43 protein-coding genes and 1 pseudogene are annotated in these 25403 nt (G+C 51.0%); 38 read left to right on the top strand and 6 right to left on the bottom strand.

Annotated elements, in window-relative coordinates; genetic code table 11:
• The 32 genes and pseudogenes from tuf to EC836_RS24325 form a co-directional block, all read left to right on the top strand.
• Positions 1–228: pseudogene (tuf, locus tag EC836_RS24170) on the top strand (elongation factor Tu); the annotation flags it as partial.
• A 318-nt stretch (positions 229–546) separates the two neighbouring features.
• Positions 547–858, top strand: a complete 312-nt coding sequence (gene rpsJ / locus EC836_RS24175; protein ID WP_001181005.1) for a 30S ribosomal protein S10 — start codon at positions 547–549, stop codon at positions 856–858.
• 32 nt (positions 859–890) lie between these two features.
• Positions 891–1520 carry a 50S ribosomal protein L3 gene (gene rplC, locus EC836_RS24180; RefSeq protein WP_123337941.1) on the top strand — a complete coding sequence of 210 codons (630 nt, stop codon included), beginning with the start codon at positions 891–893 and terminating at the stop codon, positions 1518–1520.
• Positions 1521–1530: 10 nt separating this feature from the next.
• Positions 1531–2136, top strand: a complete 606-nt coding sequence (rplD, locus tag EC836_RS24185) for a 50S ribosomal protein L4 (protein ID WP_056232449.1) — start codon at positions 1531–1533, stop codon at positions 2134–2136.
• Positions 2133–2435, top strand: coding sequence for a 50S ribosomal protein L23 (rplW, locus tag EC836_RS24190; protein WP_105595770.1), 303 nt, complete (start codon positions 2133–2135; stop codon positions 2433–2435). Before rplD ends, rplW begins: the two co-directional genes overlap by 4 nt.
• 17 nt (positions 2436–2452) lie before the next feature.
• Positions 2453–3274: a 50S ribosomal protein L2 gene (gene rplB / locus EC836_RS24195; protein ID WP_105595769.1), complete on the top strand. Its 822-nt coding sequence runs from the start codon at positions 2453–2455 to the stop codon at positions 3272–3274.
• 16 nt (positions 3275–3290) lie between these two features.
• Entirely contained in the window at positions 3291–3569 is a 279-nt protein-coding gene (rpsS, locus tag EC836_RS24200; protein WP_004160590.1) for a 30S ribosomal protein S19, read from the top strand.
• 12 nt (positions 3570–3581) lie between these two features.
• Positions 3582–3914: a 50S ribosomal protein L22 gene (gene rplV, locus EC836_RS24205; protein ID WP_000447532.1), complete on the top strand. Its 333-nt coding sequence runs from the start codon at positions 3582–3584 to the stop codon at positions 3912–3914.
• Positions 3915–3931: 17 nt separating this feature from the next.
• Positions 3932–4630 (top strand): 30S ribosomal protein S3, encoded by a 699-nt coding sequence (rpsC, locus tag EC836_RS24210; protein WP_045854067.1) that lies wholly within the window; start codon positions 3932–3934, stop codon positions 4628–4630.
• 12 nt (positions 4631–4642) lie between these two features.
• Positions 4643–5053 (top strand): 50S ribosomal protein L16, encoded by a 411-nt coding sequence (gene rplP, locus EC836_RS24215; protein WP_002438716.1) that lies wholly within the window; start codon positions 4643–4645, stop codon positions 5051–5053.
• Positions 5053–5244 (top strand): 50S ribosomal protein L29, encoded by a 192-nt coding sequence (gene rpmC / locus EC836_RS24220; protein WP_024966580.1) that lies wholly within the window; start codon positions 5053–5055, stop codon positions 5242–5244. Before rplP ends, rpmC begins: the two co-directional genes overlap by 1 nt.
• Positions 5244–5498: a 30S ribosomal protein S17 gene (rpsQ, locus tag EC836_RS24225; RefSeq protein WP_123337943.1), complete on the top strand. Its 255-nt coding sequence runs from the start codon at positions 5244–5246 to the stop codon at positions 5496–5498. Before rpmC ends, rpsQ begins: the two co-directional genes overlap by 1 nt.
• Positions 5499–6066: 568 nt before the next feature.
• Entirely contained in the window at positions 6067–6438 is a 372-nt protein-coding gene (rplN, locus tag EC836_RS24230) for a 50S ribosomal protein L14 (RefSeq protein WP_015960712.1), read from the top strand.
• Between the two features lie 10 nt (positions 6439–6448).
• Entirely contained in the window at positions 6449–6763 is a 315-nt protein-coding gene (rplX, locus tag EC836_RS24235) for a 50S ribosomal protein L24 (RefSeq protein ID WP_123337945.1), read from the top strand.
• 14 nt (positions 6764–6777) lie between these two features.
• Positions 6778–7317, top strand: a complete 540-nt coding sequence (rplE, locus tag EC836_RS24240; RefSeq protein WP_105595766.1) for a 50S ribosomal protein L5 — start codon at positions 6778–6780, stop codon at positions 7315–7317.
• Between the two features lie 13 nt (positions 7318–7330).
• Positions 7331–7636 (top strand): 30S ribosomal protein S14, encoded by a 306-nt coding sequence (gene rpsN, locus EC836_RS24245; RefSeq protein WP_004160578.1) that lies wholly within the window; start codon positions 7331–7333, stop codon positions 7634–7636.
• Positions 7637–7666: 30 nt separating this feature from the next.
• On the top strand, positions 7667–8059 hold the full coding sequence (rpsH, locus tag EC836_RS24250; RefSeq protein ID WP_105595765.1) for a 30S ribosomal protein S8: 393 nt from the start codon (positions 7667–7669) through the stop codon (positions 8057–8059).
• A 12-nt stretch (positions 8060–8071) separates the two neighbouring features.
• Positions 8072–8605: a 50S ribosomal protein L6 gene (gene rplF, locus EC836_RS24255; RefSeq protein WP_123337947.1), complete on the top strand. Its 534-nt coding sequence runs from the start codon at positions 8072–8074 to the stop codon at positions 8603–8605.
• A gap of 9 nt (positions 8606–8614) precedes the next feature.
• Complete coding sequence (rplR, locus tag EC836_RS24260) at positions 8615–8968, top strand: 50S ribosomal protein L18 (protein ID WP_123337949.1); 354 nt, start codon at positions 8615–8617, stop codon at positions 8966–8968.
• A 14-nt stretch (positions 8969–8982) separates the two neighbouring features.
• Positions 8983–9483, top strand: a complete 501-nt coding sequence (rpsE, locus tag EC836_RS24265) for a 30S ribosomal protein S5 (protein WP_004160571.1) — start codon at positions 8983–8985, stop codon at positions 9481–9483.
• Positions 9484–9488: 5 nt separating this feature from the next.
• Positions 9489–9668 carry a 50S ribosomal protein L30 gene (gene rpmD, locus EC836_RS24270; protein WP_004160569.1) on the top strand — a complete coding sequence of 60 codons (180 nt, stop codon included), beginning with the start codon at positions 9489–9491 and terminating at the stop codon, positions 9666–9668.
• Between the two features lie 3 nt (positions 9669–9671).
• Positions 9672–10106: a 50S ribosomal protein L15 gene (gene rplO / locus EC836_RS24275; protein WP_105595763.1), complete on the top strand. Its 435-nt coding sequence runs from the start codon at positions 9672–9674 to the stop codon at positions 10104–10106.
• A 7-nt stretch (positions 10107–10113) separates the two neighbouring features.
• A complete protein-coding gene (secY, locus tag EC836_RS24280; protein WP_056232419.1) occupies positions 10114–11445 on the top strand; it encodes a preprotein translocase subunit SecY in 1332 nt (443 codons plus the stop codon).
• Positions 11446–11477: 32 nt separating this feature from the next.
• On the top strand, positions 11478–11594 hold the full coding sequence (gene rpmJ / locus EC836_RS24285) for a 50S ribosomal protein L36 (RefSeq protein WP_004160566.1): 117 nt from the start codon (positions 11478–11480) through the stop codon (positions 11592–11594).
• Positions 11595–11740: 146 nt separating this feature from the next.
• Complete coding sequence (rpsM, locus tag EC836_RS24290) at positions 11741–12097, top strand: 30S ribosomal protein S13 (protein WP_105595761.1); 357 nt, start codon at positions 11741–11743, stop codon at positions 12095–12097.
• Positions 12098–12113: 16 nt separating this feature from the next.
• Positions 12114–12503 (top strand): 30S ribosomal protein S11, encoded by a 390-nt coding sequence (gene rpsK, locus EC836_RS24295; protein ID WP_034899652.1) that lies wholly within the window; start codon positions 12114–12116, stop codon positions 12501–12503.
• A gap of 33 nt (positions 12504–12536) precedes the next feature.
• Positions 12537–13157 (top strand): 30S ribosomal protein S4, encoded by a 621-nt coding sequence (rpsD, locus tag EC836_RS24300; protein ID WP_105595760.1) that lies wholly within the window; start codon positions 12537–12539, stop codon positions 13155–13157.
• Between the two features lie 25 nt (positions 13158–13182).
• Entirely contained in the window at positions 13183–14172 is a 990-nt protein-coding gene (gene rpoA / locus EC836_RS24305) for a DNA-directed RNA polymerase subunit alpha (protein ID WP_003850179.1), read from the top strand.
• A gap of 40 nt (positions 14173–14212) precedes the next feature.
• The gene (gene rplQ, locus EC836_RS24310) at positions 14213–14599 is read left to right on the top strand and encodes a 50S ribosomal protein L17 (RefSeq protein ID WP_003850180.1); all 387 of its coding nucleotides are present in this window, start codon (positions 14213–14215) and stop codon (positions 14597–14599) included.
• Between the two features lie 125 nt (positions 14600–14724).
• The gene (locus tag EC836_RS24315) at positions 14725–15096 is read left to right on the top strand and encodes a DUF1992 domain-containing protein (RefSeq protein WP_123337951.1); all 372 of its coding nucleotides are present in this window, start codon (positions 14725–14727) and stop codon (positions 15094–15096) included.
• Positions 15096–15527: a Zn(2+)-responsive transcriptional regulator gene (gene zntR / locus EC836_RS24320; RefSeq protein WP_123337953.1), complete on the top strand. Its 432-nt coding sequence runs from the start codon at positions 15096–15098 to the stop codon at positions 15525–15527. The genes EC836_RS24315 and zntR overlap by 1 nt, the downstream gene beginning before the upstream one ends.
• 56 nt (positions 15528–15583) lie before the next feature.
• Positions 15584–15832 (top strand): alternative ribosome-rescue factor A, encoded by a 249-nt coding sequence (locus EC836_RS24325; RefSeq protein ID WP_123337955.1) that lies wholly within the window; start codon positions 15584–15586, stop codon positions 15830–15832.
• Positions 15833–15838: 6 nt separating this feature from the next.
• On the opposite strand, the gene mscL is transcribed toward EC836_RS24325, so the two are convergent.
• From mscL to def, 5 genes are all read right to left on the bottom strand, one after another.
• Positions 15839–16252, bottom strand: coding sequence for a large-conductance mechanosensitive channel protein MscL (gene mscL, locus EC836_RS24330; RefSeq protein WP_123337957.1), 414 nt, complete (start codon positions 16250–16252; stop codon positions 15839–15841).
• A gap of 131 nt (positions 16253–16383) precedes the next feature.
• The gene (gene trkA, locus EC836_RS24335) at positions 16384–17760 is read right to left on the bottom strand and encodes a Trk system potassium transporter TrkA (RefSeq protein ID WP_123337960.1); all 1377 of its coding nucleotides are present in this window, start codon (positions 17758–17760) and stop codon (positions 16384–16386) included.
• A gap of 62 nt (positions 17761–17822) precedes the next feature.
• Entirely contained in the window at positions 17823–19112 is a 1290-nt protein-coding gene (gene rsmB / locus EC836_RS24340; protein WP_123337962.1) for a 16S rRNA (cytosine(967)-C(5))-methyltransferase RsmB, read from the bottom strand.
• A gap of 50 nt (positions 19113–19162) precedes the next feature.
• Positions 19163–20110 carry a methionyl-tRNA formyltransferase gene (gene fmt, locus EC836_RS24345; protein WP_123337964.1) on the bottom strand — a complete coding sequence of 316 codons (948 nt, stop codon included), beginning with the start codon at positions 20108–20110 and terminating at the stop codon, positions 19163–19165.
• 27 nt (positions 20111–20137) lie between these two features.
• Positions 20138–20647, bottom strand: coding sequence for a peptide deformylase (gene def / locus EC836_RS24350; RefSeq protein ID WP_123337966.1), 510 nt, complete (start codon positions 20645–20647; stop codon positions 20138–20140).
• Between the two features lie 125 nt (positions 20648–20772).
• Between def and dprA the strand changes: the two genes are divergently transcribed.
• Genes dprA through EC836_RS24380 form a run of 6 tightly spaced genes read left to right on the top strand, consistent with a single transcriptional unit; the run spans position 20773 to position 24567 of the window.
• Positions 20773–21897, top strand: coding sequence for a DNA-protecting protein DprA (gene dprA, locus EC836_RS24355; protein ID WP_123337968.1), 1125 nt, complete (start codon positions 20773–20775; stop codon positions 21895–21897).
• Complete coding sequence (gene smg, locus EC836_RS24360; RefSeq protein ID WP_105595750.1) at positions 21869–22342, top strand: DUF494 family protein Smg; 474 nt, start codon at positions 21869–21871, stop codon at positions 22340–22342. The genes dprA and smg overlap by 29 nt, the downstream gene beginning before the upstream one ends.
• A gap of 25 nt (positions 22343–22367) precedes the next feature.
• Positions 22368–22934, top strand: a complete 567-nt coding sequence (locus tag EC836_RS24365; protein ID WP_123337970.1) for a type I DNA topoisomerase — start codon at positions 22368–22370, stop codon at positions 22932–22934.
• Positions 22918–23484: an L-threonylcarbamoyladenylate synthase type 1 TsaC gene (gene tsaC, locus EC836_RS24370; RefSeq protein ID WP_123337972.1), complete on the top strand. Its 567-nt coding sequence runs from the start codon at positions 22918–22920 to the stop codon at positions 23482–23484. Before EC836_RS24365 ends, tsaC begins: the two co-directional genes overlap by 17 nt.
• A gap of 7 nt (positions 23485–23491) precedes the next feature.
• A complete protein-coding gene (gene aroE, locus EC836_RS24375) occupies positions 23492–24310 on the top strand; it encodes a shikimate dehydrogenase (protein ID WP_123337974.1) in 819 nt (272 codons plus the stop codon).
• A complete protein-coding gene (locus EC836_RS24380) occupies positions 24307–24567 on the top strand; it encodes a DUF1488 domain-containing protein (RefSeq protein WP_123337975.1) in 261 nt (86 codons plus the stop codon). Before aroE ends, EC836_RS24380 begins: the two co-directional genes overlap by 4 nt.
• On the opposite strand, the gene EC836_RS24385 is transcribed toward EC836_RS24380, so the two are convergent.
• The gene (locus EC836_RS24385) at positions 24534–25088 is read right to left on the bottom strand and encodes a gamma carbonic anhydrase family protein (protein WP_123337976.1); all 555 of its coding nucleotides are present in this window, start codon (positions 25086–25088) and stop codon (positions 24534–24536) included. The two genes, EC836_RS24380 and EC836_RS24385, sit on opposite strands and share 34 nt — an antisense overlap.
• Positions 25089–25403: the final 315 nt, after the last annotated feature.

Raw genomic sequence — 25403 nt, forward strand, 5'->3', positions numbered from 1 at the left:
CATAGCCCATTCTTCAAAGGCTACCGTCCACAGTTCTACTTCCGTACAACTGACGTGACCGGTACCATCGAACTGCCAGAAGGCGTTGAGATGGTAATGCCAGGCGACAACATTAAACTGGTTGTTGAACTGATCAAACCAATCGCAATGGACGACGGTCTGCGTTTCGCAATTCGCGAAGGCGGCCGTACCGTTGGTGCTGGTGTTGTTGCTAAAGTTATCGCTTAATTGTGATACTTGTCTGGCAGAGTTCGCTCTGCCAGAGCAGAAAGAGAGCGCTTCGGCGCTCTTTTTTTTCGCCTGAATAACGTCATCTGATAATCGCGTCAGGATAATGGTTGCTTTGCCTCCAGATGTACGTATAATACGCGGGCCTGCCAATATGGTCAGGCGCGATTCGATAAGAGTCGCCGGCCGGCATGAAAATGCCAGCTAACAATACTCGCGATATGCGGGTTATGTGCTCAACGATTACACTCCTCCATCAATCGTAATGGATGCGAGTAGTAATTCTTTTCGTTTATAAATAATTGGAGCTCTGGTCTCATGCAGAACCAAAGAATCCGTATCCGTCTTAAAGCGTTTGATCATCGTCTGATCGATCAATCAACTGCGGAAATCGTAGAGACTGCCAAGCGCACTGGTGCGCAGGTACGTGGTCCTATCCCGCTGCCGACCCGCAAAGAGCGCTTTACCGTTCTGATCTCCCCGCACGTCAACAAAGACGCGCGCGATCAGTACGAGATTCGCACTCACAAGCGTCTGGTTGACATCGTTGAGCCAACCGAAAAAACGGTTGATGCTCTGATGCGTCTGGATCTGGCTGCAGGTGTTGACGTGCAGATCAGCCTGGGTTAATCAGGTCATTGAGCGATTGAGAGGTTGAAACAATGATTGGTTTAGTCGGTAAAAAAGTGGGTATGACCCGTATCTTCACAGAAGATGGCGTTTCTATCCCTGTAACCGTGATCGAAATTGAAGCAAACCGCGTTACTCAGGTCAAAGGCCTGGAAAACGACGGTTACACTGCTATCCAGGTAACTACCGGTGCTAAAAAAGCTAACCGTGTAACTAAGCCGGAAGCAGGTCACTTTGCTAAAGCTGGCGTTGAAGCTGGCCGTGGTCTGTGGGAATTCCGCACTGAAGATGGCGCAGAGTTCACCGTAGGTCAGAGCATTAATGTTGACATTTTCGCTGACGTGAAAAAAGTTGACGTGACTGGAACATCTAAAGGTAAAGGTTTTGCCGGTACTGTTAAGCGCTGGAACTTCCGTACTCAGGATGCTACTCACGGTAACTCCTTGTCTCACCGCGTACCGGGTTCTATCGGTCAGAACCAGACTCCGGGCAAAGTGTTCAAAGGCAAGAAAATGGCAGGCCAGCTGGGTAACGAACGCGTAACTGTTCAGAGCCTGGACGTAGTGCGTGTTGACGCTGAGCGCAACCTGCTGCTGGTTAAAGGTGCAGTTCCCGGTGCTACCGGTAGCGACCTGATCGTTAAACCAGCTGTGAAGGCGTAAGGGGATAGCAATGGAATTAGTACTGAAAGACGCGCAAAGCGCGCTGACTGTTTCCGAAACTACCTTCGGTCGTGATTTCAACGAAGCGCTGGTACATCAGGTTGTTGTTGCTTATGCAGCAGGTGCCCGTCAAGGTACTCGTGCTCAGAAGACTCGTGCTGAAGTAACTGGTTCCGGCAAAAAGCCGTGGCGCCAGAAAGGTACCGGCCGTGCGCGTGCAGGTTCTGTAAAGAGCCCAATCTGGCGTTCAGGTGGTGTGACCTTCGCTGCGAAGCCTCAGGACCACAGTCAAAAAGTTAACAAAAAGATGTACCGCGGCGCGCTGAAAAGCATCCTGTCCGAACTGGTACGTCAGGAACGTCTGATCGTTGTCGAGCAGTTCTCTCTTGAAGCGCCTAAAACTAAGCTGCTGGTAGAGAAACTGAAAGACATGGCTCTGGAAGATGTGCTGATCATCACTGGCGAACTGGAAGAGAACCTGTTCCTGGCCGCACGTAACCTGTACAAGGTTGACGTACGTGATGCAGCGGGTATCGACCCAGTTAGCCTGATCGCCTTCGACAAAGTCGTTATGACTGCTGATGCAGTTAAGCAAGTTGAGGAGATGCTGGCATGATCCGTGAAGAACGTCTGCTGAAAGTACTGCGCGCGCCGCACGTATCTGAAAAAGCATCTGCTGCGATGGAAAAAACAAATACCATCGTTCTCAAAGTTGCTAAAGACGCGACCAAAGCAGAAATCAAAGCCGCTGTGCAGAAACTTTTCGAAGTTGAAGTTGAAGTCGTTAACACCCTGGTAGTTAAAGGGAAAGTTAAACGTTCTGGACAGCGTATTGGTCGTCGTAACGACTGGAAAAAAGCTTACGTCACCCTGAAAGAAGGCCAGAATCTGGACTTCGTCGGCGGCGCTGAGTAAGTCGGAGGAGAAGAACAATGGCAGTTGTTAAATGTAAACCGACATCTCCGGGTCGTCGCCATGTAGTTAAAGTGGTGAACGCGGAGCTGCACAAGGGCAAACCATTTGCCCCGCTGGTAGAAAAAAACAGCAAATCCGGTGGCCGTAACAACAATGGTCGCATCACTACCCGTCATATCGGTGGTGGTCACAAGCAGGCTTACCGTATTGTTGACTTCAAACGCAACAAAGATGGTATCCCAGCGACCGTTGAACGTCTTGAGTACGATCCGAACCGCTCCGCGAACATCGCGCTGGTTCTGTACAAAGACGGCGAGCGCCGTTACATCCTGGCCCCTAAAGGCCTGAAAGCTGGCGACCAGATTCAGTCTGGCGTTGATGCTGCGATCAAAGCAGGTAACACTCTGCCGATGCGTAACATCCCAGTGGGTTCTACCGTGCATAACGTAGAAATGAAACCAGGCAAAGGCGGTCAGATTGCTCGCTCTGCTGGTACTTACGTGCAGATCGTTGCGCGTGATGGTTCTTACGTTACCCTGCGTCTGCGTTCTGGTGAAATGCGTAAAGTCGAAGCTGACTGCCGCGCGACCCTGGGCGAAGTCGGTAACTCGGAGCACATGCTTCGCGTTCTGGGTAAAGCCGGTGCAACCCGTTGGCGTGGTGTTCGTCCGACCGTTCGTGGTACCGCGATGAACCCAGTTGATCACCCGCACGGTGGTGGTGAAGGTCGTAACTTTGGTAAGCACCCGGTAACCCCGTGGGGCGTTCAGACCAAAGGTAAGAAGACCCGTAGCAACAAGCGTACTGATAAATTTATCGTACGTCGCCGTAGCAAATAATTTTAGAGGATAAGCCATGCCACGTTCTCTCAAGAAAGGTCCTTTTATTGACCTGCACTTGCTGAAGAAGGTAGAGAAAGCTTTGGAAAGCGGAGACAAGAAGCCACTGCGCACCTGGTCCCGTCGTTCAACGATCTTCCCTAACATGATCGGTTTGACCATCGCTGTCCATAATGGTCGTCAGCACGTTCCTGTCTTTGTTTCCGACGAAATGGTCGGTCACAAACTGGGTGAATTTGCACCGACTCGTACTTATCGCGGTCACGCAGCTGATAAGAAAGCTAAGAAACGCTAACAGGAGGAAGAGATGGAAACTATCGCTAAACATCGCCACGCTCGTTCTTCTGCACAGAAGGTTCGCCTGGTAGCAGATCTTGTACGCGGTAAGAAAGTGTCGCAGGCTCTGGACATTTTGACCTACACCAATAAGAAAGCGGCTGTACTGGTCAAGAAAGTTCTGGAATCTGCCATTGCTAACGCCGAACACAACGATGGCGCTGACATTGATGATCTGAAAGTCACGAAAATCTTCGTAGACGAAGGCCCAAGCATGAAGCGCATTATGCCGCGTGCGAAAGGTCGTGCAGATCGCATCCTGAAGCGCACCAGCCACATTACTGTGGTTGTGTCCGATCGCTGAGACTCTGGAGACTAGCAATGGGTCAGAAAGTACATCCTAATGGTATTCGCCTGGGTATTGTTAAACCCTGGAACTCTACCTGGTTCGCAAATACCAAAGAATTCGCTGACAACCTGGACAGCGACTTTAAAGTTCGTCAGTTCCTGACCAAGGAACTGTCAAAAGCATCCGTCTCTCGTATCGTTATCGAGCGTCCAGCTAAGAGCATCCGTGTGACTATTCACACCGCTCGCCCTGGCATCGTCATCGGTAAGAAAGGTGAAGATGTAGAAAAACTGCGCAAGGTCGTAGCGGATATCGCTGGCGTTCCTGCACAGATCAATATCGCCGAAGTCCGTAAACCGGAACTGGACGCTAAATTGGTTGCTGACAGCATCACTTCACAGCTGGAGCGTCGTGTGATGTTCCGTCGTGCTATGAAGCGTGCTGTACAGAACGCAATGCGTCTGGGCGCTAAAGGGATTAAAGTTGAAGTTAGTGGCCGTCTTGGCGGTGCAGAAATCGCGCGTACTGAATGGTACCGTGAAGGCCGCGTGCCACTGCACACTCTGCGTGCAGACATTGACTACAACACCTCTGAAGCCCACACCACTTATGGTGTAATCGGCGTTAAGGTATGGATCTTCAAAGGTGAGATCCTGGGTGGTATGGCTGCTGTTGAACAACCGGAACCGGCTGCTCAACCTAAAAAGCAGCAGCGTAAAGGCCGTAAGTAAGGAGAGTCGCTGATGTTACAACCAAAGCGTACGAAATTCCGTAAAGTGCACAAAGGCCGCAACCGTGGTCTGGCGCAGGGTACGGATGTTAGCTTCGGTACTTTCGGTCTGAAAGCTGTTGGCCGTGGTCGTCTGACTGCCCGTCAGATCGAAGCAGCACGTCGTGCTATGACCCGTGCAGTTAAGCGTCAAGGTAAAATTTGGATCCGTGTATTCCCGGACAAACCAATTACCGAGAAGCCGCTGGAAGTGCGTATGGGTAAAGGTAAAGGTAACGTGGAGTATTGGGTTGCCTTGATCCAGCCAGGTAAAGTCCTGTATGAAATGGACGGTGTTCCGGAAGAGCTGGCCCGTGAAGCATTCAAGCTGGCAGCAGCAAAACTGCCTATCAAAACCACCTTTGTAACTAAGACGGTGATGTAATGAAAGCAACAGAGCTGCGTGAAAAAAGCGTTGAAGAGCTTAACACTGAGCTGCTTAACCTGCTGCGTGAGCAATTTAACCTGCGCATGCAGGCAGCATCCGGCCAACTGCAGCAGACTCATCTGCTGAAGAATGTGCGTCGTGATGTTGCACGCGTTAAGACTTTACTGACTGAGAAGGCGGGTGCGTAATGACCGATAAAATCCGTACTCTGCAAGGTCGTGTGACCAGTGACAAAATGGAGAAATCCATCGTTGTTGCTATCGAACGTGTTGTGAAGCACCCAATCTACGGGAAATTCATCAAGCGTACGACCAAACTGCACGTACATGACGAGAACAACGAATGTGGTATCGGCGACGTGGTTGAAATCCGCGAATGCCGCCCACTGTCCAAGACTAAGTCATGGACTCTGGTTCGCGTTGTAGAGAAAGCTGTTCTGTAATAAGAACATCTGCCTCTGTAAAAACCCCCGCCTGTCGGGGGTTTTTTCTTTTCTGCCATTCATTAGATCCCCCCTCTTTCGTACTCTTGGCAGTTTCAGCGTTGAACGTTCTCGATATGGTCTGCGCAGGATGGCAGCTTATTACTATGGGCAATCAGCTCGTGGCCCATCAGTAGAAGGCTGGGGAGGGCAGGGTGATTCACCGCCGATGTATTAAGCGGTGAATGATTCAGAGTCGCATGCTGGCCACCAAATTCGCTCCAGTTTAGCCATATTCTCAGTCGTTCAATGGGTTACGGCGCCGCCGCACCCTCTTTAAGGCCAATCTGGCACATTGAGTAGAAATAAGCTGGCGTATTGTACAGATTGAGATTGCTACCGGATGAACAATTCCTTAGAATGTCGCGTTCCTCTTTCCAGAGGTCCAAATAACGACTCAATAAGAGTCGGTTATTTTTTCTACCCATATGCGAAATGCGGTGTTATAATGCTGCGCCCTCAATTATGGGGCTTTTAAACGACCTGAATCAGGTCCCGAAGTAGTAGTTGACATTAGCGGAGCACTAAAATGATCCAAGAACAGACTATGCTGACCGTCGCCGACAACTCCGGTGCACGTCGCGTAATGTGTATCAAGGTTCTGGGTGGCTCGCACCGTCGCTACGCAGGCGTTGGCGACATCATCAAAATTACCATCAAGGAAGCAATTCCTCGCGGTAAGGTTAAGAAGGGTGATGTGCTGAAGGCGGTAGTGGTGCGCACCAGGAAGGGTGTTCGTCGCCCGGACGGTTCTGTCATTCGCTTCGATGGTAATGCATGCGTTATTTTAAACAATAACAGCGAGCAGCCAATCGGAACGCGTATTTTTGGGCCGGTAACTCGTGAACTTCGTACTGAAAAGTTCATGAAAATTATCTCTCTGGCACCAGAAGTACTCTAAGGAGCGAAAAATGGCAGCTAAAATCCGTCGCGATGACGAAGTTATCGTGCTGACCGGCAAAGATAAAGGTAAGCGCGGTAAAGTAAAAAATGTTCTGTCTTCTGGCAAACTGATTGTTGAAGGTATCAACCTGGTTAAGAAGCACTCAAAGCCGGTTCCGGCTCTGAACCAACCAGGTGGCATCGTTGAAAAAGAAGCTGCTATTCAGGTTTCTAACGTTGCACTGTTCAACTCGGCAACCGGTAAGGCTGACCGTGTAGGCTTTAGATTCGAAGAGGGCAAAAAAGTCCGTTTCTTCAAATCTAACAGCGAAACTATCAAGTAATTTGGAGTAGTACGATGGCGAAACTGCATGATTACTACAAAGACGAAGTAGTTAATAAACTCATGACTGAGTTCAACTACAATTCTGTCATGCAAGTCCCTCGGGTCGAGAAGATCACCCTGAACATGGGTGTTGGTGAAGCGATCGCTGACAAGAAACTGCTGGATAACGCAGCAGCTGATTTGGCAGCAATCTCCGGTCAAAAGCCGTTTATCACCAAAGCACGCAAATCAGTTGCAGGCTTCAAAATCCGCCAGGGCTATCCGATCGGCTGTAAAGTGACTCTGCGTGGTGAACGCATGTGGGAGTTCTTTGAGCGCCTGATTTCTATCGCTGTACCACGTATCCGTGACTTCCGTGGCTTGTCCGCTAAGTCATTCGATGGCCGTGGAAACTACAGCATGGGTGTTCGCGAGCAGATCATCTTCCCAGAGATCGACTATGACAAAGTCGACCGCGTTCGTGGTTTGGATATCACCATTACCACTACTGCGAAATCTGATGATGAAGGCCGCGCACTCTTGGCTGCTTTTAACTTCCCGTTCCGCAAGTAAGGCAGGGTTACTGATGGCTAAGCAATCTATGAAAGCACGCGAAGTCGTTCGCGTGAAACTGGCTGACAAGTACCGCGCCAAGCGCGAGGAACTGAAAGCTATCATTTCAAGTGTGAACTCATCCGACGAAGATCGTTGGAATGCTGTTCTCAAGCTGCAAACTCTGCCGCGTGATTCCAGCCCGTCTCGTCAGCGTAAGCGCTGCCGTCAAACTGGCCGTCCACATGGTTATGTGGGCAAGTTCGGGTTGAGCCGTATCAAGTTGCGTGAAGCCGCCATGCGCGGTGAAGTACCTGGCTTGAAAAAGGCTAGCTGGTAATTACCAATAGAATCACGGGAGTAAAGACAGATGAGCATGCAAGATCCGATCGCGGATATGCTGACCCGTATCCGTAACGGTCAGGCCGCGAACAAAGTTGCGGTCACCATGCCTTCCTCCAAGCTGAAAGTGGCAATTGCCAACGTGCTGAAGGAAGAAGGCTACATTGAAGAATTTAAAATCGAAGGCGACATCAAGCCAGAACTGGAACTGACTCTTAAGTATTTCCAGGGCAAGGCTGTTGTAGAAAGCATTCAGCGTGTTTCACGCCCAGGTCTGCGCATTTATAAGCGCAAAGACGAACTGCCAAAAGTTATGGCAGGACTGGGTATCGCTGTTGTTTCTACCTCTAAAGGTGTTATGACCGATCGTGCAGCACGCCAGGCTGGTCTTGGCGGCGAAATTATCTGCTACGTAGCTTAATCGGAGGAATAAATGTCTCGTGTTGCTAAAGCACCAGTCGCAATTCCTGCCGGCGTAGAGGTAAAACTCGACGGTCAGGTAATTTCGATTAAAGGTAAAAACGGCGAGCTGACTCGTACGCTCAACAACGCTGTAGAAGTTAAGCATGCTGACAATGCACTGACTTTCGCTCCACGCGAAGGTTTTGTGGATGGTTGGGCACAGGCTGGTACTTCTCGTGCGCTGCTGAACGGCATGGTTATCGGTGTTACCGAAGGCTTCACTAAGAAGCTGCAGCTGGTTGGTGTAGGTTATCGTGCAGCCGTTAAAGGCAACTCTGTGAGCTTAGCCTTGGGCTTCTCTCACCCTGTTGACCACGAGCTGCCAGCGGGAATCACTGCTGAATGTCCAACTCAGACTGAAATCGTGCTGAAAGGCGCTGATAAACAGCTGATTGGTCAGGTTGCAGCGGATCTGCGCGCCTACCGTCGTCCTGAGCCTTACAAAGGCAAGGGTGTTCGTTACGCCGACGAAGTCGTGCGTACCAAAGAGGCTAAGAAGAAGTAAGGTAACACTATGGATAAGAAATCTGCTCGTATCCGTCGTGCGACCCGCGCACGTCGCAAGCTCAAAGAGCTGGGTGCTACTCGCCTGGTGGTACATCGTACCCCGCGTCATATTTACGCACAGGTAATCGCACCTAACGGTTCTGAAGTCCTGGTGGCTGCTTCTACATTAGAAAAAGCTATCAGTGAGCAACTGAAGTACACTGGAAACAAAGACGCTGCTGCTGCTGTAGGTAAAGCAGTTGCTGAACGCGCAATCGAAAAAGGCATCACTGGTGTTTCTTTCGACCGTTCTGGTTTCCAATATCATGGTCGTGTCCAGGCACTGGCAGATGCTGCCCGTGAAGCTGGCCTACAGTTCTAAGGTAGAGGTGTAAGATGGCACACATCGAAAAACAAGCTGGCGAACTGCAGGAAAAGCTGATCGCGGTAAATCGCGTATCTAAAACCGTTAAAGGTGGTCGTATTTTCTCCTTCACAGCTCTGACTGTTGTTGGCGATGGTAACGGTCGCATTGGTTTTGGTTACGGTAAAGCGCGTGAAGTTCCAGCAGCGATCCAGAAAGCGATGGAAAAAGCTCGTCGCAATATGATTAACGTCGCTCTGAACAACGGCACCCTGCAGCACCCTGTTAAAGGCGTGCACACAGGTTCTCGCGTGTTCATGCAGCCGGCTTCTGAAGGTACCGGTATCATCGCCGGTGGTGCAATGCGCGCCGTCCTGGAAGTCGCTGGAGTTCATAACGTACTGGCTAAAGCCTACGGTTCCACCAACCCGATCAACGTGGTTCGTGCAACTCTGGATGGCCTGGCCAATATGAATTCTCCAGAAATGGTTGCTGCGAAACGTGGCAAATCCGTTGAAGACATTCTGGGGTAATGACCATGGCTAAGACTATTAAAATTACTCAAACCCGCAGTTCGATCGGTCGTTTGCCAAAACACAAGGCAACGCTGCTTGGCCTGGGTCTGCGTCGTATTAACCACACCGTAGAGCGTGAAGACACGCCAGCTGTACGCGGTATGGTTAACGCGATTTCCTACATGGTTAAAGTGGAGGAGTAACAGATGCGTTTAAATACTCTGTCTCCGGCCGAAGGGTCTAAGCACGCTCCTAAACGTTTAGGTCGTGGTATTGGTTCTGGTCTCGGTAAAACCGGCGGTCGTGGTCACAAAGGTCAGAACTCACGTTCTGGTGGTGGCGTACGTCGTGGTTTTGAAGGCGGCCAGATGCCTCTGTACCGTCGTCTGCCGAAATTCGGTTTCACCTCTCGCAAAGCAATGGTCACTGCAGAAGTTCGTCTGTCTGACCTGGCGAAAGTTGAAGGCGGTATCGTCGACCTGAACACGCTGAAAGCGGCTAACATTATCGGTATTCAGATTGAGTTCGCGAAAGTGATCCTGTCTGGCGAAGTTTCTGCACCGGTAACGATTCGCGGCCTGCGTGTCACTAAAGGCGCTCGTGCTGCAATCGAAGCTGCTGGCGGTAAAATTGAGGAATAAGTAGCAGATGGCTAAGCAACCGGGATTAGATTTTCAAAGTGCCAAGGGTGGTTTTGGCGAACTAAAACGCAGACTTCTGTTTGTAATTGGTGCGCTGATTGTCTTCCGCATTGGCTCTTTTATTCCAATCCCTGGTATCGATGCCACTGTACTTGCCAAACTGCTTGAGCAACAGCGTGGCACCATCATTGAAATGTTCAACATGTTCTCTGGTGGTGCTCTGAGCCGTGCTTCTATCTTTGCCCTGGGTATTATGCCGTATATTTCGGCCTCTATTATTATCCAGCTGCTGACGGTGGTTCATCCAGCGTTAGCTGAAATCAAGAAAGAAGGGGAGGCTGGCCGTCGTAAGATTAGCCAGTACACCCGTTACGGTACTCTGGTATTAGGTATATTCCAGGCGGTCGGTATTGCTACCGGCCTGCCGAATATGCCAGGAATGCAGGGTCTGGTGTTAAACCCAGGTTTTGCTTTCTACTTTACCGCTGTTGTCAGCCTGGTCACCGGGACAATGTTCCTGATGTGGTTAGGCGAGCAAATTACTGAACGAGGTATCGGTAACGGTATCTCGATCATTATCTTTGCTGGTATTGTTGCGGGTCTTCCGCCGGCCATTGGCCATACCATCGAGCAAGCGCGGCAAGGCGACCTGCACTTCCTCCTGTTGCTGTTGGTTGCAGTTCTCGTATTTGCAGTGACCTTCTTCGTTGTTTTCGTTGAGCGTGGTCAACGCCGCATTGTGGTGAACTATGCGAAACGTCAGCAAGGCCGTCGTGTCTATGCTGCGCAGAGCACGCATTTACCGTTGAAAGTGAATATGGCCGGTGTAATCCCTGCTATTTTCGCCTCCAGCATTATTCTGTTCCCAGCGACCATCGCGTCATGGTTCGGGGGCGGCACAGGCTGGAACTGGCTGACGACTATTTCGATGTATTTACAGCCAGGTCAACCGCTTTATGTGTTACTCTATGCGACTGCAATCATCTTCTTCTGTTTCTTCTACACGGCGTTGGTTTTCAACCCGCGTGAAACAGCAGATAACCTGAAGAAGTCTGGTGCATTTGTACCAGGTATTCGTCCGGGAGAACAGACGGCGAAGTATATCGATAAAGTGATGACACGCCTTACCTTAATTGGTGCGTTGTACATTACCTTTATCTGCCTGATCCCGGAGTTCATGCGTGATGCGATGAAAGTTCCATTCTACTTCGGCGGTACATCACTGCTGATCGTAGTCGTTGTCATCATGGACTTTATGGCTCAAGTGCAAACTTTGATGATGTCAAGTCAGTATGAGTCTGCATTGAAGAAAGCAAACCTGAAAGGCTACGGCCGTTAATTCAGGCGCTTGAGAAGTTACGGAGAGTAAAAATGAAAGTTCGTGCTTCCGTCAAGAAATTATGTCGTAACTGCAAAATCATCCGTCGCGACGGTGTTGTGCGTGTGATTTGCAGTGCCGAGCCAAAGCATAAACAGCGCCAAGGCTGATTTAATCGCATATTTTTCTTGCAAAGTTGGGTTGAGCTGGCTAGATTAGCCAGCCAATCTTTTGTATGTCTATGCGTTTCCATTTGAGTATCCTGAAAACGGGCTTTTCGGCATGGGACGCATAAGTTAATTAATAGGAGTGCATAGTGGCCCGTATAGCAGGCATTAACATTCCTGATCATAAACATACCGTTATCGCATTAACTGCTATCTTCGGTATCGGTAAGACCCGCTCACAGAAAATCTGTGCAGACACGGGTATTGCTGAAAATGTTAAGATCAGTGAACTGTCTGAAGAACAAATCGACATTCTGCGTGATGCAGTTGCTAAATTTGTTGTTGAAGGCGATCTGCGTCGTGAAGTCACCCTGAGCATCAAGCGTCTTATGGACCTTGGTTGCTATCGTGGTTTGCGTCATCGTCGTGGTCTCCCAGTGCGCGGTCAGCGTACTAAGACCAACGCACGTACCCGTAAGGGTCCGCGTAAACCGATCAAGAAATAATCGGGGTGATTGAATAATGGCAAAGGCACCAGTTCGTGCACGTAAGCGTGTAAGAAAGCAAGTCTCTGACGGCGTGGCTCATGTCCATGCGTCTTTTAACAACACCATCGTAACTATTACCGATCGTCAGGGTAATGCGCTGGGTTGGGCAACAGCCGGTGGTTCCGGTTTCCGTGGTTCTCGTAAATCTACGCCGTTCGCTGCTCAGGTAGCTGCAGAACGTTGCGCAGACGCCGTGAAAGAGTACGGTATTAAGAACCTGGAAGTTATGGTTAAGGGTCCTGGTCCAGGCCGCGAATCAACTATTCGTGCCCTGAACGCTGCTGGTTTCCGCATCACTAATATTACTGATGTGACTCCGATCCCTCACAACGGTTGTCGTCCGCCGAAAAAACGTCGCGTATAACGCCCCGTTTTTTAGGAATGTTGGAGAAAGAAAATGGCAAGATATTTGGGTCCTAAGCTCAAGCTGAGCCGTCGTGAAGGCACAGACCTGTTCCTTAAGTCTGGCGTTCGCGCGATTGATACCAAGTGTAAGATTGAACAAGCTCCTGGTCAGCACGGTGCGCGCAAGCCACGTCTGTCTGACTATGGTGTACAGTTACGTGAGAAGCAGAAAGTTCGTCGTATCTACGGCGTGCTGGAGCGTCAGTTCCGTAACTATTATAAAGAAGCAGCACGTCTGAAAGGCAACACCGGTGAAAACCTGTTAGCTCTGCTGGAAGGTCGTCTGGATAACGTAGTTTATCGTATGGGCTTTGGCGCCACTCGTGCAGAAGCACGTCAGCTGGTTAGCCACAAATCTATCATGGTAAACGGCCGCGTTGTCAGCATCGCTTCTTATCAGGTATCTCCGAATGACGTTGTTAGCATCCGTGAGAAAGCCAAAAAGCAGTCTCGCGTGAAAGCCGCTCTGGAGCTGGCTGAACAGCGTGAAAAGCCAACCTGGCTGGAAGTTGATGCGACTAAGATGGAAGGTGTGTTCAAGCGTACTCCTGAACGTACCGATCTGTCTGCGGACATTAACGAACACCTGATCGTCGAGCTTTACTCCAAGTAAGGCTTAGTACCAAAGAGAGGACACAATGCAGGGTTCTGTGACAGAGTTTCTAAAACCGCGCCTGGTAGATATCGAGCAAGTGAGTTCGACGCACGCCAAGGTGACCCTTGAGCCTTTAGAGCGTGGCTTTGGCCATACTCTTGGTAACGCACTGCGCCGTATTCTGCTTTCATCAATGCCGGGTTGCGCGGTGACCGAGGTTGAAATTGATGGTGTACTGCATGAGTACAGCACCAAAGAGGGCGTACAGGAAGATATCCTGGAAATCCTGCTCAACCTGAAAGGTTTGGCGGTAAGAGTTCAGGGCAAAGATGAAGTTATTCTTACTCTGAATAAATCTGGCATTGGCCCTGTGACTGCAGCCGATATCACCCATGATGGTGATGTCGAAATCGTCAAGCCGCAGCACGTGATCTGTCACCTGACCGATGAGAACGCCGCTATTAGCATGCGTATCAAAGTTCAGCGTGGTCGTGGTTATGTGCCGGCTTCTGCCCGAATTCATTCGGAAGAAGATGAGCGCCCGATCGGTCGTCTGTTGGTCGACGCCTGCTACAGCCCTGTAGATCGTATTGCCTACAATGTTGAAGCTGCGCGTGTAGAACAGCGTACCGACCTGGACAAGCTGGTCATCGAAATGGAAACCAACGGCACTATCGATCCTGAAGAAGCGATCCGCCGTGCGGCTACCATCCTGGCAGAACAACTTGAAGCTTTCGTTGACCTACGTGATGTTCGTCAGCCAGAAGTTAAAGAAGAGAAACCAGAATTCGATCCGATCCTGCTGCGCCCTGTTGACGATCTGGAATTGACTGTCCGCTCTGCTAACTGCCTTAAGGCAGAAGCTATCCACTACATCGGTGATCTGGTACAGCGTACCGAGGTTGAGCTTCTTAAGACGCCTAACCTTGGTAAAAAATCTCTTACCGAGATTAAAGACGTGCTGGCTTCTCGTGGTCTGTCACTGGGCATGCGCCTGGAAAACTGGCCACCCGCTAGCATCGCTGATGAATAACCCGATCACAGGTTAAGGTTTCACTGAGAAGGATAAGGTCATGCGCCATCGTAAGAGTGGTCGTCAACTGAACCGCAACAGCAGCCATCGTCAGGCTATGTTCCGCAATATGGCTGGCTCTTTGGTTCGTCATGAGATCATCAAGACGACCCTGCCAAAAGCGAAAGAGCTGCGTCGTGTAGTTGAGCCGCTGATTACTCTTGCCAAGACCGACAGCGTAGCTAATCGTCGTCTGGCATTCGCCCGCACTCGTGATAACGAGATCGTGGCAAAACTGTTTAACGAGCTGGGCCCGCGTTTCGCGAGCCGTGCCGGTGGTTACACTCGCATTCTGAAGTGTGGCTTCCGTGCTGGTGACAACGCTCCGATGGCTTACATCGAGCTGGTTGATCGTCCAGAAGCTCAAGCAGAAGCTGCTGCAGAGTAATCTGTAGTTGCAACGTGAAAAAACCGGGCTTGCCCGGTTTTTTTATATCTGAAATTCCCCTTCGCTCATTATTTCCCTTCCAGTTGCGCTATGCTGCAGGTCTGCCTGTCAATGGAGGCGAATCTATGTCATTACTCGATCAACTTGCTGAAAAGCATATTCTTGCTGCCCTACGCGAGGGTGAACTTGATAATCTTCCCGGCTCTGGCCAACCGCTTCAGCTTGATGATGAAAGCCAAGTTCCTCCGGAACTCCGCGCAGGCTATCGCCTGCTAAAAAACTCAGGCTATTTACCACCCGAGTTGGAGATGCGTCGAGAAGCTATCGAACTGGATCAATTGCTGCAGGGCATCGATCCGCAGGATGAGAGTTATGAACTTCATGCCAGCCGGCTGCATCTGCTTGAGCTTCGTTTGAAGCAGACAGGAATGAGCACAGATTTCCTCCGCGGTGTCTACGGCTCAAAGATTAAGCAACATTTCAGCGAGGAGGGTTAATGTATCGTATCGGACAGCTGGCGAAACTCGCAGATGTAACACCGGATACTATCCGCTTTTATGAAAAGCAGCAGATGATGGATCATGAGGTCCGTACTGAAGGTGGATTCCGGCTGTACAGTGACAATGACCTTCAACGGCTGAGATTTATTCGCTACGGGCGACATCTGGGTTTCACGCTTGAGGCGATCCGCGAACTGCTGTCGATCCGTGTCGATCCCGAGCATCATACGTGCCAGGAATCGAAGACTATTGTTCAGAAGCGGCTGACGGAAGTTGAAGCAATGATTGCCGAACTGCAGCATATGCAGCGTTCACTGAAGCGTTTGAACGACGCCTGCTGCGGCACCGCGCACAGCAGTGTATATTGTTCGATTCTCGAAGCATTGGAAAAGGGAGCAATGACACCTTTAGCTAAAGCGGGTGATTGAATTCTGTTCCGACGAAGCCTATATTCATCACCGAAATCACTTAACAGGAGTTAATTGTGGCAAAGTACCAACACAGAAAAGGCGTTATTCGTGATAACGCACTCGAAGCCTTACTCAGTGACCCGTTATTTAAACAGCGCATTGAGGTGAACGTTAAGGGTAAAGGAAGTTATCGTCGTAAAGAAAAACACGGCAAGAAAGGTAACTGGGAGGCCAGTGGTAAATGCGATATCACACATTTACCACTGGCCTTCTGCTTTGCAGGCATAAAAAAACCGTCGATAGCGACGGTTTTTTCTTTCTGAGTAAACTTACAGCGTTTTATTGTTCTGTGCTTTCAGCAGATCGCGGATTTCGGTCAGTAACGTCTCTTCTGCAGAAGGTTTAGCTGCCGGTTTTTCCACTTCTTTCTTCTGATACATTTTGTTCATAATCTTGATTGCCATAAAGATAGCAAAGGCGACGATGACAAAATCAAAAACGGTTTGCAGGAATATGCCGTATTCCATCACAACGGCTGGTGCAGTGCCGTCGGCCGCTTTAAGTACCCAGCTAAACTGTTTAAAATCGACGCCGCCAATCAGCAGGCCTAAAGGTGGCATGATGATATTTGCGACGAGGGAGGACACGATTTTACCGAACGCGGCACCGATGATAACACCGACGGCGAGGTCAACGACATTGCCACGCATCGCGAAATCGCGAAACTCTTTGAATAAACTCATTGTTATCTCCTTTCCTGTGCCAAATTGTAAAGTCTAACAAACCATCGTCGTTTTTCCACGATGAGATCGAATAAAGATCACTGACTAGTGTAGTTAACAGACCGGCAATGCACATGCATTGCCGCTGTGAGTTACAGGAAGAAAGGGCTTGGCTGGAACAGACGCTCAACGTCCGGAACAAATTTCTTATCGGTCAGGAACATAATTACGTGATCGCCCTGTTCAATGCGCAGATTATCATTGGCTATCATCACGTCGTTACCGCGAACGACAGCACCTATAATCGTACCCGGCGGCAGTTTGATGTCATCAATCAGGCGGCCAACCACTTTGGAGGTCGTTTCCTCGCCGTGGGCAATGGCTTCAATCGCTTCCGCTACGCCACGGCGCAACGATGAAACACCAACGATATCCGCTTTACGCACGTGGCCCAGCAGTGCCGAAATGGTTGCCTGTTGTGGAGAGATGGCGATATCAATCACGCTTCCCTGAACCAAATCAACGTAGGCGCGACGCTGGATCAGCACCATGGCTTTTTTAGCCCCCATGCGCTTGGCCAGCATAGCCGACATGATGTTGGCCTCGTCATCATTGGTGATGGCAATAAACAGATCGATTTGATCGACATGCTCTTCAGCCAGCAGTTCCTGATCCGAAGCATCACCATAAAATACGATAGTATTCTGCAAATTCTCAGCCAGCTCCGCTGCGCGCTGCTGATCGCGTTCAATCAGTTTTACGCTGTAGTTCTTTTCAAGCCGCTGCGCCAGACCAAAACCAATATTGCCGCCGCCGACGATCATAATGCGCTTATAGGGCTTTTCAAGGCGCTGATACTCGCTCATGACCGCACGAATATGCTGGCTCGCCGCAATAAAGAAGACCTCATCACCGGCCTCAATAATCGTGGAGCCCTGTGGGCGAATAGGGCGATCCTGGCGAAATATCGCGGCAACCCGGGTGTCAATGTGCGGCATATGCTCGCGCATCACGGAAAGTGCATTACCAACCAGCGGTCCACCATAATAGGCTTTGACCACTGCCAGACTGACTTTGCCCTCGGCGAAATTCACCACCTGCAGAGCGCCGGGATATTCGATAAGGCGATAAATATTATCGATAACCAGCTGTTCCGGTGAGATCAAATGATCGATCGGCACGGCTTCGGGGATAAACAGCTTATCGGCATCGCGAATATAGTCCGGGGCACGGATACGCGCGATGCGATTTGGCGTGTTAAACAGAGAATAAGCCACCTGGCAGGCAACCATATTGGTTTCATCGGAGTTGGTCACGGCAACCAGCATATCGGCATCTTCTGCCCCGGCTTCCCGCAGCACACGAGGATGAGAGCCGTGGCCCTGCACAACGCGCAGGTCAAACTTGTCCTGCAGCTGGCGCAAGCGCAGCGGGTCGGTGTCGACCACGGTAATATCGTTGTTCTCGCCGACCAGGTTTTCTGCGAGCGTGCCGCCAACCTGTCCAGCGCCAAGAATGATGATTTTCATATTGCTTCAGTCTTTCTTATTGTTGAGCGGTTAGTGGCGCCACGGGTGCAGCGCCATGAAAGTTATGCTTTTATCAACTTCGCGTAGTAGAAGCCATCACCGCCATCTACCTCAGGGAAAACCTGAATCCCAGGCTGAGCCAGATCACCGGTATCAACCAGACGGGCATCGGCGTGGCTCTTCAGGAACTGGCTTATTTGCAGGTGGTTTTCTTCCGGCAGCACTGAACAGGTTGCATATAATAGCGTACCGCCTGATTTCAGATGGGGCCAGATCGCCTCAAGAATTTGCTGCTGCAGCGCCGCAAGTTCGGCAATGTCGCGATCGCGGCGCAGCCACTTGATATCGGGATGACGGCGAATGACGCCGGTGGCAGAGCAGGGGGCATCAAGCAGGATGCGGTCAAACTGCATCCGGCCACACCATTCTGCCGGTGTACGACCATCACCAAGTTTAACGTCTGCTTTCATTTCCAGGCGTTGCAAATTCTCGCTAATCCTGGCCAGACGCTGGGCATCAACATCAACCGCCATCACTTCAGCCTGCGGAGCGGCTTCCAGAATATGAGTTGTTTTGCCGCCGGGAGCTGCACAAAGATCGAGGATCTTCTCACCGTTCTGTGGATCGAGTAACGCAACACAACCCTGCGCCGACGCATCCTGAACGGTAACCCATCCCTGCTCAAAGCCCGGCAGCTGACCTACCGCGCAGGGCGTTTCCAGCCGCAGCGCATCGCTGTGCTGTGGATGTGGGAATGCCGTTTTGCCGCTTTCTGCCAGCAGGTCAAGCCAGGCGTCACGGCTGTGATGCTGGCGATTGACGCGTAACCACATTGGCGGTCGCTGATTATTGGCATCAACGATTTGCTGCCACTGCGTTGGCCAGGCCTGTTTCAGGCGCGTCAGCAGCCATTTAGGGTGCAGATACTGCTGGTCACCCTGGTTCATTTGCTGCATCAGCTCTTCCTGCTGACGCTGGAACGTGCGCAGTACGCCGTTAATCAGCCCTTTGAGCTGGGGACGTTTTAGTGCAATGGCGCCGTCTACCGTTTCCGCCAGGGCCGCGTGAGCCGGAATGCGGGTGAACATCAGCTGGTAGAGACCGACCATAATCAGGAAATGAACCGCGCGCTGTTTTCCCGTCATGGGGCGAGACATGAGCTTGCTGACAATCCACTCCAGCTGCGGCAGCGTGCGAAGAACGCCGTAACACAGTTCCTGCAGCAGCGCGGCATCCTTCTCTCCAACCGATTTCTGTGCGGCGGGCAGCACGTTACTGAGCGACTGCCCCTGTTCGACAACCTTTTCGATAGTCTGAGCGGCAACGCAACGTAAGTTTGTATTTTTTTTCATAGTGGGTTCGCAATTGAAACGACTGCCCGGATTGAATGCCGGGCAGATTATCAGGCAATAATGTTGCCCGGGATGAACCATTCACGGCGGGAATTGAGCAGATCCTGTGCTTTCATCGCTTTCTTGCCCGCGGGCTGTAGCTCTTCGATATTGAGCACACCGTCAGCGGTGACAACCTGTATGCCCTGTTTATCAGCCTGCAGGATTTCACCCGGCTGGCGGTTATGCACCGCAGGGAGCACGGAGGCTTTCCATACTTTTACCGGCTGCTCATCAATGATGAAGTAGCTTACCGGCCAGGGATTGAAAGCGCGAATGCAGCGCTCCAGCTGTACGGCAGAGAGCGACCAGTCGAGGCGGGCCTCTTCTTTGCTCAGTTTTTCTGCATAGCTGACCAGATCTTCATTCTGCACTTCAGGTGTGGCGCTGCCTTCGGCAAGCTGCGTTAACGTCGTCAGCATACCGGCAGGGCCAAGATTCGCCAGCTTGTCATAGAGTGTGGCACTGGTGTCGCTGGCTTCAATAGGGCAGGACAGCTTGTAAAGCATATCCCCGGTATCCAGTCCGACATCCATCTGCATAATCGTCACGCCGGTGTCTGCATCGCCTGCCCAAAGTGAACGTTGGATCGGTGCTGCACCGCGCCAGCGCGGCAGCAGTGATCCGTGGACGTTGATGCAGCCCAGACGAGGCATCTTCAACACGGCTTCAGGCAGGATCAGTCCGTAGGCGACAACGACCATCACATCCGCTTCCAGCTGAGCGACCAACTGCTGATTTTCTACCGGGCGTAAGGATTTTGGCTGAAATACCGGAATGTTATGCTGCTCAGCCAGCTGTTTAACCGGGCTGGCGGTCAGTTTATTTCCGCGACCTGCCGGACGGTCGGGCTGAGTAAACACGGCAACAATCTGGTGCCCTGATGACAACAGCGCGTCAAGATGACGCGCTGCAAAGTCAGGGGTGCCGGCAAAAATGATCTTTAATGATTCAGACACGTTATTCCCTTCAGTCAATCAATACGCTCAGTCACGGGCATTCTGGCGATAAAGCTTTTCCAGTTTCTGACGAATACGCTGACGTTTCATTGGTGACAGGTAGTCGATAAACAGTTTTCCAACCAGATGATCCATTTCATGTTGGATACAGATAGCCAGCAGATCGTCAGCTTCAAGCTCATAGCTCTTGCCATCGCGGTCAAGCGCACGGATTTTTACTTTTTCCGAACGAGGGACCAGAGCGCGTTGTTCCGGGATTGACAGACAACCTTCTTCGATACCTGTTTCGCCGCTTTCTTCCAGCAGTTCAGGGTTAATCAGCACCAGGCGCTCATCGCGATTTTCTGAGACATCAATCACGATAATACGCTGATGAATATTCACCTGAGTAGCGGCCAGGCCGATGCCTTCTTCGGCGTACATTGTTTCAAACATATCATCAACGATACGTTGAATATCGGCATTCACTTCTTTTACGGGTTTCGCAACGATGCGCAGGCGCTCGTCAGGAAAATGTAATACCTGCAAGACTGACATAACTTTCCAGATTCGTGTTCAAGGGATTAAATATTTATCCCTCTTATTGTAGACATTTCACGCTGTGATTGACAGCATTCCTGGCAGGTAACCTTCAGGGGGAAGGGCGATATCAGGGATGAATTATGTCACCATTGGAAAGTGCATTAAGGCTGTCGGGCGTATCCGGGCTATCCAGCTCACAGCGTGAGTCTTTGCTCGAAGCCTTATTAAAATTAAACACCCCGACAGCAGCCGAACTGGCGGGCCTCGGTTTGCGCAGCGAGCAGCGGCAGGCGTTTCTGCAGTATGACGAGAAAATTCTGGTTCAAAGCGAGCGCTGGCTGAATGAGCCAGAACATCACTTTATTACGCCATTTAGCCCTTATTATCCCGAGCATTTAAAAACGATTGGTAACTTTCCGCTCATGCTGTTTATTGCCGGCGATCCGGCATTGTTATCCTCGCCACAGCTGGCAGTTGTAGGGAGCCGGCGCTGCTCTCATTATGGCCGCGAGTGGGGAACCTGGTTTAGCCAGGGGCTGGCGCTGAGTGGGTTAACCATTACCAGCGGTCTGGCACTGGGCATTGACGGAATTGCACATCGCGCAGCGCTGGCAGTGCAGGGTAAAACCCTGGCGGTGCTGGGAGGCGGCCTGAACGCTATCTATCCCCGGCGGCATCGAGGGCTGGCGCAGGAGATTATCGACAACGGCGGTACTTTGGTTTCTGAATTTCCGCTGCACGTTGCCCCTCTGGCCCACCATTTCCCGCGACGTAACCGGATAATCAGCGGGCTTAGCCACGGTGTGTTGGTGGTTGAAGCCACTCTGAAGAGCGGTTCTCTGGTCACGGCCCGCCTGGCTCTGGAGCAGAACAGGGATGTCTTCGCGCTGCCCGGTGCATTGGGTAATCCCGGGAGTGAAGGCACCCACTGGCTGATACAGCAAGGGGCGATGCTGGTCGCCCATCCCAATAATATCATTGAGCAGATGCAGAGTGGCCTGTCGTGGATCCCTGATTTGCCGTCGTCAGCAAACAATTCAGCAGAGAGCAGCATTCCTCCATTGCCATTTCCCGATGTGTTGGCTAACGTAGGAGATGAGGTTACACCTGTTGACGTCGTCGCTGAACGTGCCGGCCAACCTGTGCCAGCCATCGTAGCTAAGCTGCTTGAGTTGGAGTTAGCAGGGTGGATCGCAGCTGTACCCGGCGGCTATGTCCGATTGAGGAGGGCAAGCCATGTTCGACGTACTAATGTACTTATTTGAAACGTATATCCACAACGAAGCAGAAATGCGCGTTGATCAGGATAAATTGACTGATGATTTAACCGATGCCGGTTTTCATCGTGAAGATATCTATAATGCGTTGAACTGGTTGGAGAAGTTAGCAGATTATCAGGACGGCCTTGTCGCTCCGATTCTGCTGACTACCGATCCGCTGTCTATGCGTATCTACACCGAGGAAGAGAGCCAGCGTTTGGATGCCAACTGCCGTGGTTTTATTCTGTTCCTGGAACAGATCCAGGTGCTGAATCTGGAAACCCGCGAAATGGTTATCGAACGTATTATGGCCCTTGATACCCTCGAGTTTGATCTGGACGATCTCAAATGGGTGGTGCTGATGGTGCTGTTTAACATCCCCGGATGTGAAAATGCCTACCAGCAAATGGAAGAGCTACTTTTCGACGTCAATGAAGGAATGCTGCACTGAAGATTGCCTTCGTGTACAAAAAGTTATGAATAAAACAGCGCTTTTCGCTGTGCGAAAAAATGAACCCTGCCCCCAGTGTGGGGCAGAACTGGTTATCCGCTCCGGGAAGCATGGCGCTTTTCTTGGCTGCTCACACTATCCCGAATGCGATTATATTCGTCCGCTGAAAAGCCAGACTGACGGGCACATAGTTAAGGTGCTCGATGGGCAAGTTTGTCCTGTATGTGGTGCAAACCTGGCGCTGCGGCAGGGGCGCTACGGCATGTTTATCGCGTGTAGCGATTATCCTGAATGCGAACACACTGAAATTATCGATAAGCCGGATGAAACCACGATCGCCTGTCCGCAGTGTGCTACCGGTAAGCTGGTGCAGCGCCGTTCGCGGTATGGCAAAACGTTCCATGCCTGCGATCGTTATCCTGACTGCCAGTTTGCGGTGAATTTTACACCGGTTGAAGGCACCTGTGAGTTCTGCGCGTTCCCCCTACTTATTGAGAAGAAAACCGCCAGAGGCGCTAAGCGTTTTTGCGCCAGCAAAGCCTGTGGCAAACCCGTAACAGCAAATGGTTGTGAAAATGAATCAAAAGCATGACTCACTCGAGCTATGCGTCAGGCAGCTGCAGCTGTCTGCGGTAATTGCTTATCCCACCGAAGCGGTATTTGGTCTTGGCTGCGATCCCGACAGTGAATCGGCCGTTATGGCGTTGCTGGCGTTAAAACGCCGTCCGGTTGATAAAGGACTCATTTTAATCGCGGGTGATTATCAGCAGCTGACTCCTTATATTGCTGATGAACCGCTCACCGCTGAGCAGAAAGAGCGCATGTTCTCCCGCTGGCCGGGGCCGGTAACATGGGTACTGCCTGCGCGATTGGAAACGCCGCGTTGGTTAACCGGCCGCTTCAGTTCACTGGCCGTTCGCGTCAGCGATCATCCTGACGTTGTGCAGCTGTGCAGCCAGTTTGGTAAGCCGCTGGTTTCCACCAGTGCAAACCTGAGTGGATTGCCGCCATGCCGTAATGCAGATGAAGTCCTGGCGCAGTTCGGTGCTGATTTCCCGGTATTGCGGGGGGAAACGGGTGGGCGCCTGAATCCTTCAGAAATTCGCGATGTACTAACCGGCGAATTAATTCGCCAGGGATAAGAATGCTATGTCGTCCTATGTGGTTTTTGGTAATCCGATTCAGCACAGTAAATCACCCCGTATCCATCAGCTCTTTGCCGAGCAAACGGCAATTCCTCATCCTTACGATCGCTTTTGTGCTCCGTTGGAAGGGTTTAATCAGGCGGTGGATGACTTTTTTGCCCAGGGCGGCGGCGGTGCGAATGTCACATTGCCTTTTAAACAGCAGGCTTACGAGCTTTGTACCGAGCTGACGGAACGTGCGGCGCTGGCCGGGGCGGTGAACACCCTGAAAAAATTGGATGATGGCCGCATTCTCGGGGATAACACCGACGGTATTGGCCTGTTGAGCGATCTGCAGCGATTAAATTTGATTAAAGAGAACGACAGGATCCTGCTGATCGGTGCAGGCGGTGCTGCGCGTGGTGCGATCCTGCCGTTGTTGAATTTCAATTGCAGCATCACGATCGTTAACCGCACCCACGCTAAAGCGGAGGAACTGGTTGACGTCTTCCAGCACCACGGGTCTGTTCGAGCGCTGGCGACAGATGAGCTTAATGATGCGCAATTTGATTTAATCATCAATGCAACCTCCAGCGGAGTGGCCGGCAGCATACCGGACCTGCCTGCTGTATTGGTGAATAGCCGGGTTCGCTGCTATGACATGTTTTATCAGATCGGCGATACGCCGTTTCTTTTATGGTGTCGGCAGCAGGGGGCAGGCGAGCTGGCTGATGGGCTAGGGATGCTGGTGGGTCAGGCCGCACATGCATTTATGCTGTGGCACGGCGTTATGCCGGAGATCGCACCCGTTATCGCGAAACTGAAGCATGAGATGCAGGCGTGAATCAGGCGATTCAGTTTCCTGAACGTGAATGGTGGGATGATGGCATCCAGGCCGTTTGCTTCACCGCGCTGGTTAACGGCTTCCAGTTAGTCTGTGCAATTCACGGCGAAGAACTGCTTCGCCGTTATCATCCTGAACTTATCGCGCTGGATGCTTTTCGTATTAATCGCTGGGATATAGAAGAAGAAGCGACTCACGCGATTGAACAGCAGCAGGAAAACGATCAGGGCTGGGTCTGGCTCTCTTCAGCGAGATAGTCGTTTTTCCACGTGACATAGTTATTGGCTGAATAGAGTAGCCCTGCAATTTCAGCTTCCGTTAGCGGCCTGGCTTTCTTTGCCGGGCTGCCTAAATAAAGATAACCGCTTTCAAGACGCTTGCCCGGTGCGACCAGACTACCGGCGCCAATCATCACATCATCCTCTACGACAACACCATCCAGCAGTATTGCACCCATACCGACCAGAACCCGATTGCCGATGGTACAGCCGTGAAGCATGGCTTTATGTCCTACGGTGACGTCTTCACCCACGATAAGGGGGAATCCATGCGGGTTAGCTGCTGATTTATGTGTCAGATGCAGTACGCTTCCATCCTGAATATTGGTACGTTTACCGATGGTGACCTGATTAACGTCGCCGCGGATCACTACCAGGGGCCAGACTCCCACATCATCACCCATTACCACATTACCAATGATCACACTGGTGGGATCGATCATTACCCGCTCGCCCAACTGCGGATTCACTCCTTTATATGCACGTACATTGTGACTCATAGCTACCTCACTGTTGATATGATCTTTGTAGCCTAGTGTTTGAAATGATCCTCAGGCAAGAATTCTTGCCGAAAAGAGGTTCAAAAACGCGCGAAGTGCCTGTTATATCATCGATTAGATTGAAACTTCGGCGGATGGAAAAAAAGATCGTAAAAACACTTGTGCATTAAAACGGGATCCCTATAATGCGCAACCACTGAGACGGCACAGCGACTGACAAGTCAGCCACTCAGGAGGTTCAGGAAGTTCTCTGAACCGCCGGAAAAAACTTCTCAAAAAGAAGTTGACTCCGAAGGAGGAAAGCGTAATATACGC

Source organism: Erwinia sp. JUb26 (assembly GCF_003751505.1).
In the GTDB taxonomy this organism is placed as follows: domain Bacteria; phylum Pseudomonadota; class Gammaproteobacteria; order Enterobacterales; family Enterobacteriaceae; genus Erwinia.

Bases quoted from the DNA above. Each gene is read 5' to 3' on its own strand.
- rplE (WP_105595766.1), top strand. From the start codon at position 6,778: ATGGCGAAACTGCATGATTACTACAAAGACGAAGTAGTTAATAAACTC.
- mscL (WP_123337957.1), bottom strand. From the start codon at position 16,252: ATGAGTTTATTCAAAGAGTTTCGCGATTTCGCGATGCGTGGCAATGTC.
- dprA (WP_123337968.1), top strand. From the start codon at position 20,773: ATGTCACCATTGGAAAGTGCATTAAGGCTGTCGGGCGTATCCGGGCTA.
- rsmB (WP_123337962.1), bottom strand. From the start codon at position 19,112: ATGAAAAAAAATACAAACTTACGTTGCGTTGCCGCTCAGACTATCGAA.
- rplR (WP_123337949.1), top strand. From the start codon at position 8,615: ATGGATAAGAAATCTGCTCGTATCCGTCGTGCGACCCGCGCACGTCGC.
- rpmJ (WP_004160566.1), top strand. From the start codon at position 11,478: ATGAAAGTTCGTGCTTCCGTCAAGAAATTATGTCGTAACTGCAAAATC.
- rpoA (WP_003850179.1), top strand. From the start codon at position 13,183: ATGCAGGGTTCTGTGACAGAGTTTCTAAAACCGCGCCTGGTAGATATC.
- rpsH (WP_105595765.1), top strand. From the start codon at position 7,667: ATGAGCATGCAAGATCCGATCGCGGATATGCTGACCCGTATCCGTAAC.
- rpmC (WP_024966580.1), top strand. From the start codon at position 5,053: ATGAAAGCAACAGAGCTGCGTGAAAAAAGCGTTGAAGAGCTTAACACT.
- tsaC (WP_123337972.1), top strand. From the start codon at position 22,918: ATGAATCAAAAGCATGACTCACTCGAGCTATGCGTCAGGCAGCTGCAG.
- aroE (WP_123337974.1), top strand. From the start codon at position 23,492: ATGTCGTCCTATGTGGTTTTTGGTAATCCGATTCAGCACAGTAAATCA.
- rpsD (WP_105595760.1), top strand. From the start codon at position 12,537: ATGGCAAGATATTTGGGTCCTAAGCTCAAGCTGAGCCGTCGTGAAGGC.
- EC836_RS24365 (WP_123337970.1), top strand. From the start codon at position 22,368: ATGAATAAAACAGCGCTTTTCGCTGTGCGAAAAAATGAACCCTGCCCC.
- rplF (WP_123337947.1), top strand. From the start codon at position 8,072: ATGTCTCGTGTTGCTAAAGCACCAGTCGCAATTCCTGCCGGCGTAGAG.
- trkA (WP_123337960.1), bottom strand. From the start codon at position 17,760: ATGAAAATCATCATTCTTGGCGCTGGACAGGTTGGCGGCACGCTCGCA.
- def (WP_123337966.1), bottom strand. From the start codon at position 20,647: ATGTCAGTCTTGCAGGTATTACATTTTCCTGACGAGCGCCTGCGCATC.
- rpsK (WP_034899652.1), top strand. From the start codon at position 12,114: ATGGCAAAGGCACCAGTTCGTGCACGTAAGCGTGTAAGAAAGCAAGTC.
- rplC (WP_123337941.1), top strand. From the start codon at position 891: ATGATTGGTTTAGTCGGTAAAAAAGTGGGTATGACCCGTATCTTCACA.
- EC836_RS24315 (WP_123337951.1), top strand. From the start codon at position 14,725: ATGTCATTACTCGATCAACTTGCTGAAAAGCATATTCTTGCTGCCCTA.
- zntR (WP_123337953.1), top strand. From the start codon at position 15,096: ATGTATCGTATCGGACAGCTGGCGAAACTCGCAGATGTAACACCGGAT.
- rplP (WP_002438716.1), top strand. From the start codon at position 4,643: ATGTTACAACCAAAGCGTACGAAATTCCGTAAAGTGCACAAAGGCCGC.
- secY (WP_056232419.1), top strand. From the start codon at position 10,114: ATGGCTAAGCAACCGGGATTAGATTTTCAAAGTGCCAAGGGTGGTTTT.
- rpsN (WP_004160578.1), top strand. From the start codon at position 7,331: ATGGCTAAGCAATCTATGAAAGCACGCGAAGTCGTTCGCGTGAAACTG.
- rplN (WP_015960712.1), top strand. From the start codon at position 6,067: ATGATCCAAGAACAGACTATGCTGACCGTCGCCGACAACTCCGGTGCA.
- smg (WP_105595750.1), top strand. From the start codon at position 21,869: ATGTTCGACGTACTAATGTACTTATTTGAAACGTATATCCACAACGAA.
- rplB (WP_105595769.1), top strand. From the start codon at position 2,453: ATGGCAGTTGTTAAATGTAAACCGACATCTCCGGGTCGTCGCCATGTA.
- rpsQ (WP_123337943.1), top strand. From the start codon at position 5,244: ATGACCGATAAAATCCGTACTCTGCAAGGTCGTGTGACCAGTGACAAA.
- rplQ (WP_003850180.1), top strand. From the start codon at position 14,213: ATGCGCCATCGTAAGAGTGGTCGTCAACTGAACCGCAACAGCAGCCAT.
- rpsC (WP_045854067.1), top strand. From the start codon at position 3,932: ATGGGTCAGAAAGTACATCCTAATGGTATTCGCCTGGGTATTGTTAAA.
- rpsS (WP_004160590.1), top strand. From the start codon at position 3,291: ATGCCACGTTCTCTCAAGAAAGGTCCTTTTATTGACCTGCACTTGCTG.
- rpmD (WP_004160569.1), top strand. From the start codon at position 9,489: ATGGCTAAGACTATTAAAATTACTCAAACCCGCAGTTCGATCGGTCGT.
- rplV (WP_000447532.1), top strand. From the start codon at position 3,582: ATGGAAACTATCGCTAAACATCGCCACGCTCGTTCTTCTGCACAGAAG.
- rplO (WP_105595763.1), top strand. From the start codon at position 9,672: ATGCGTTTAAATACTCTGTCTCCGGCCGAAGGGTCTAAGCACGCTCCT.
- EC836_RS24385 (WP_123337976.1), bottom strand. From the start codon at position 25,088: ATGAGTCACAATGTACGTGCATATAAAGGAGTGAATCCGCAGTTGGGC.
- rplX (WP_123337945.1), top strand. From the start codon at position 6,449: ATGGCAGCTAAAATCCGTCGCGATGACGAAGTTATCGTGCTGACCGGC.
- rplD (WP_056232449.1), top strand. From the start codon at position 1,531: ATGGAATTAGTACTGAAAGACGCGCAAAGCGCGCTGACTGTTTCCGAA.
- rpsE (WP_004160571.1), top strand. From the start codon at position 8,983: ATGGCACACATCGAAAAACAAGCTGGCGAACTGCAGGAAAAGCTGATC.
- rplW (WP_105595770.1), top strand. From the start codon at position 2,133: ATGATCCGTGAAGAACGTCTGCTGAAAGTACTGCGCGCGCCGCACGTA.
- rpsJ (WP_001181005.1), top strand. From the start codon at position 547: ATGCAGAACCAAAGAATCCGTATCCGTCTTAAAGCGTTTGATCATCGT.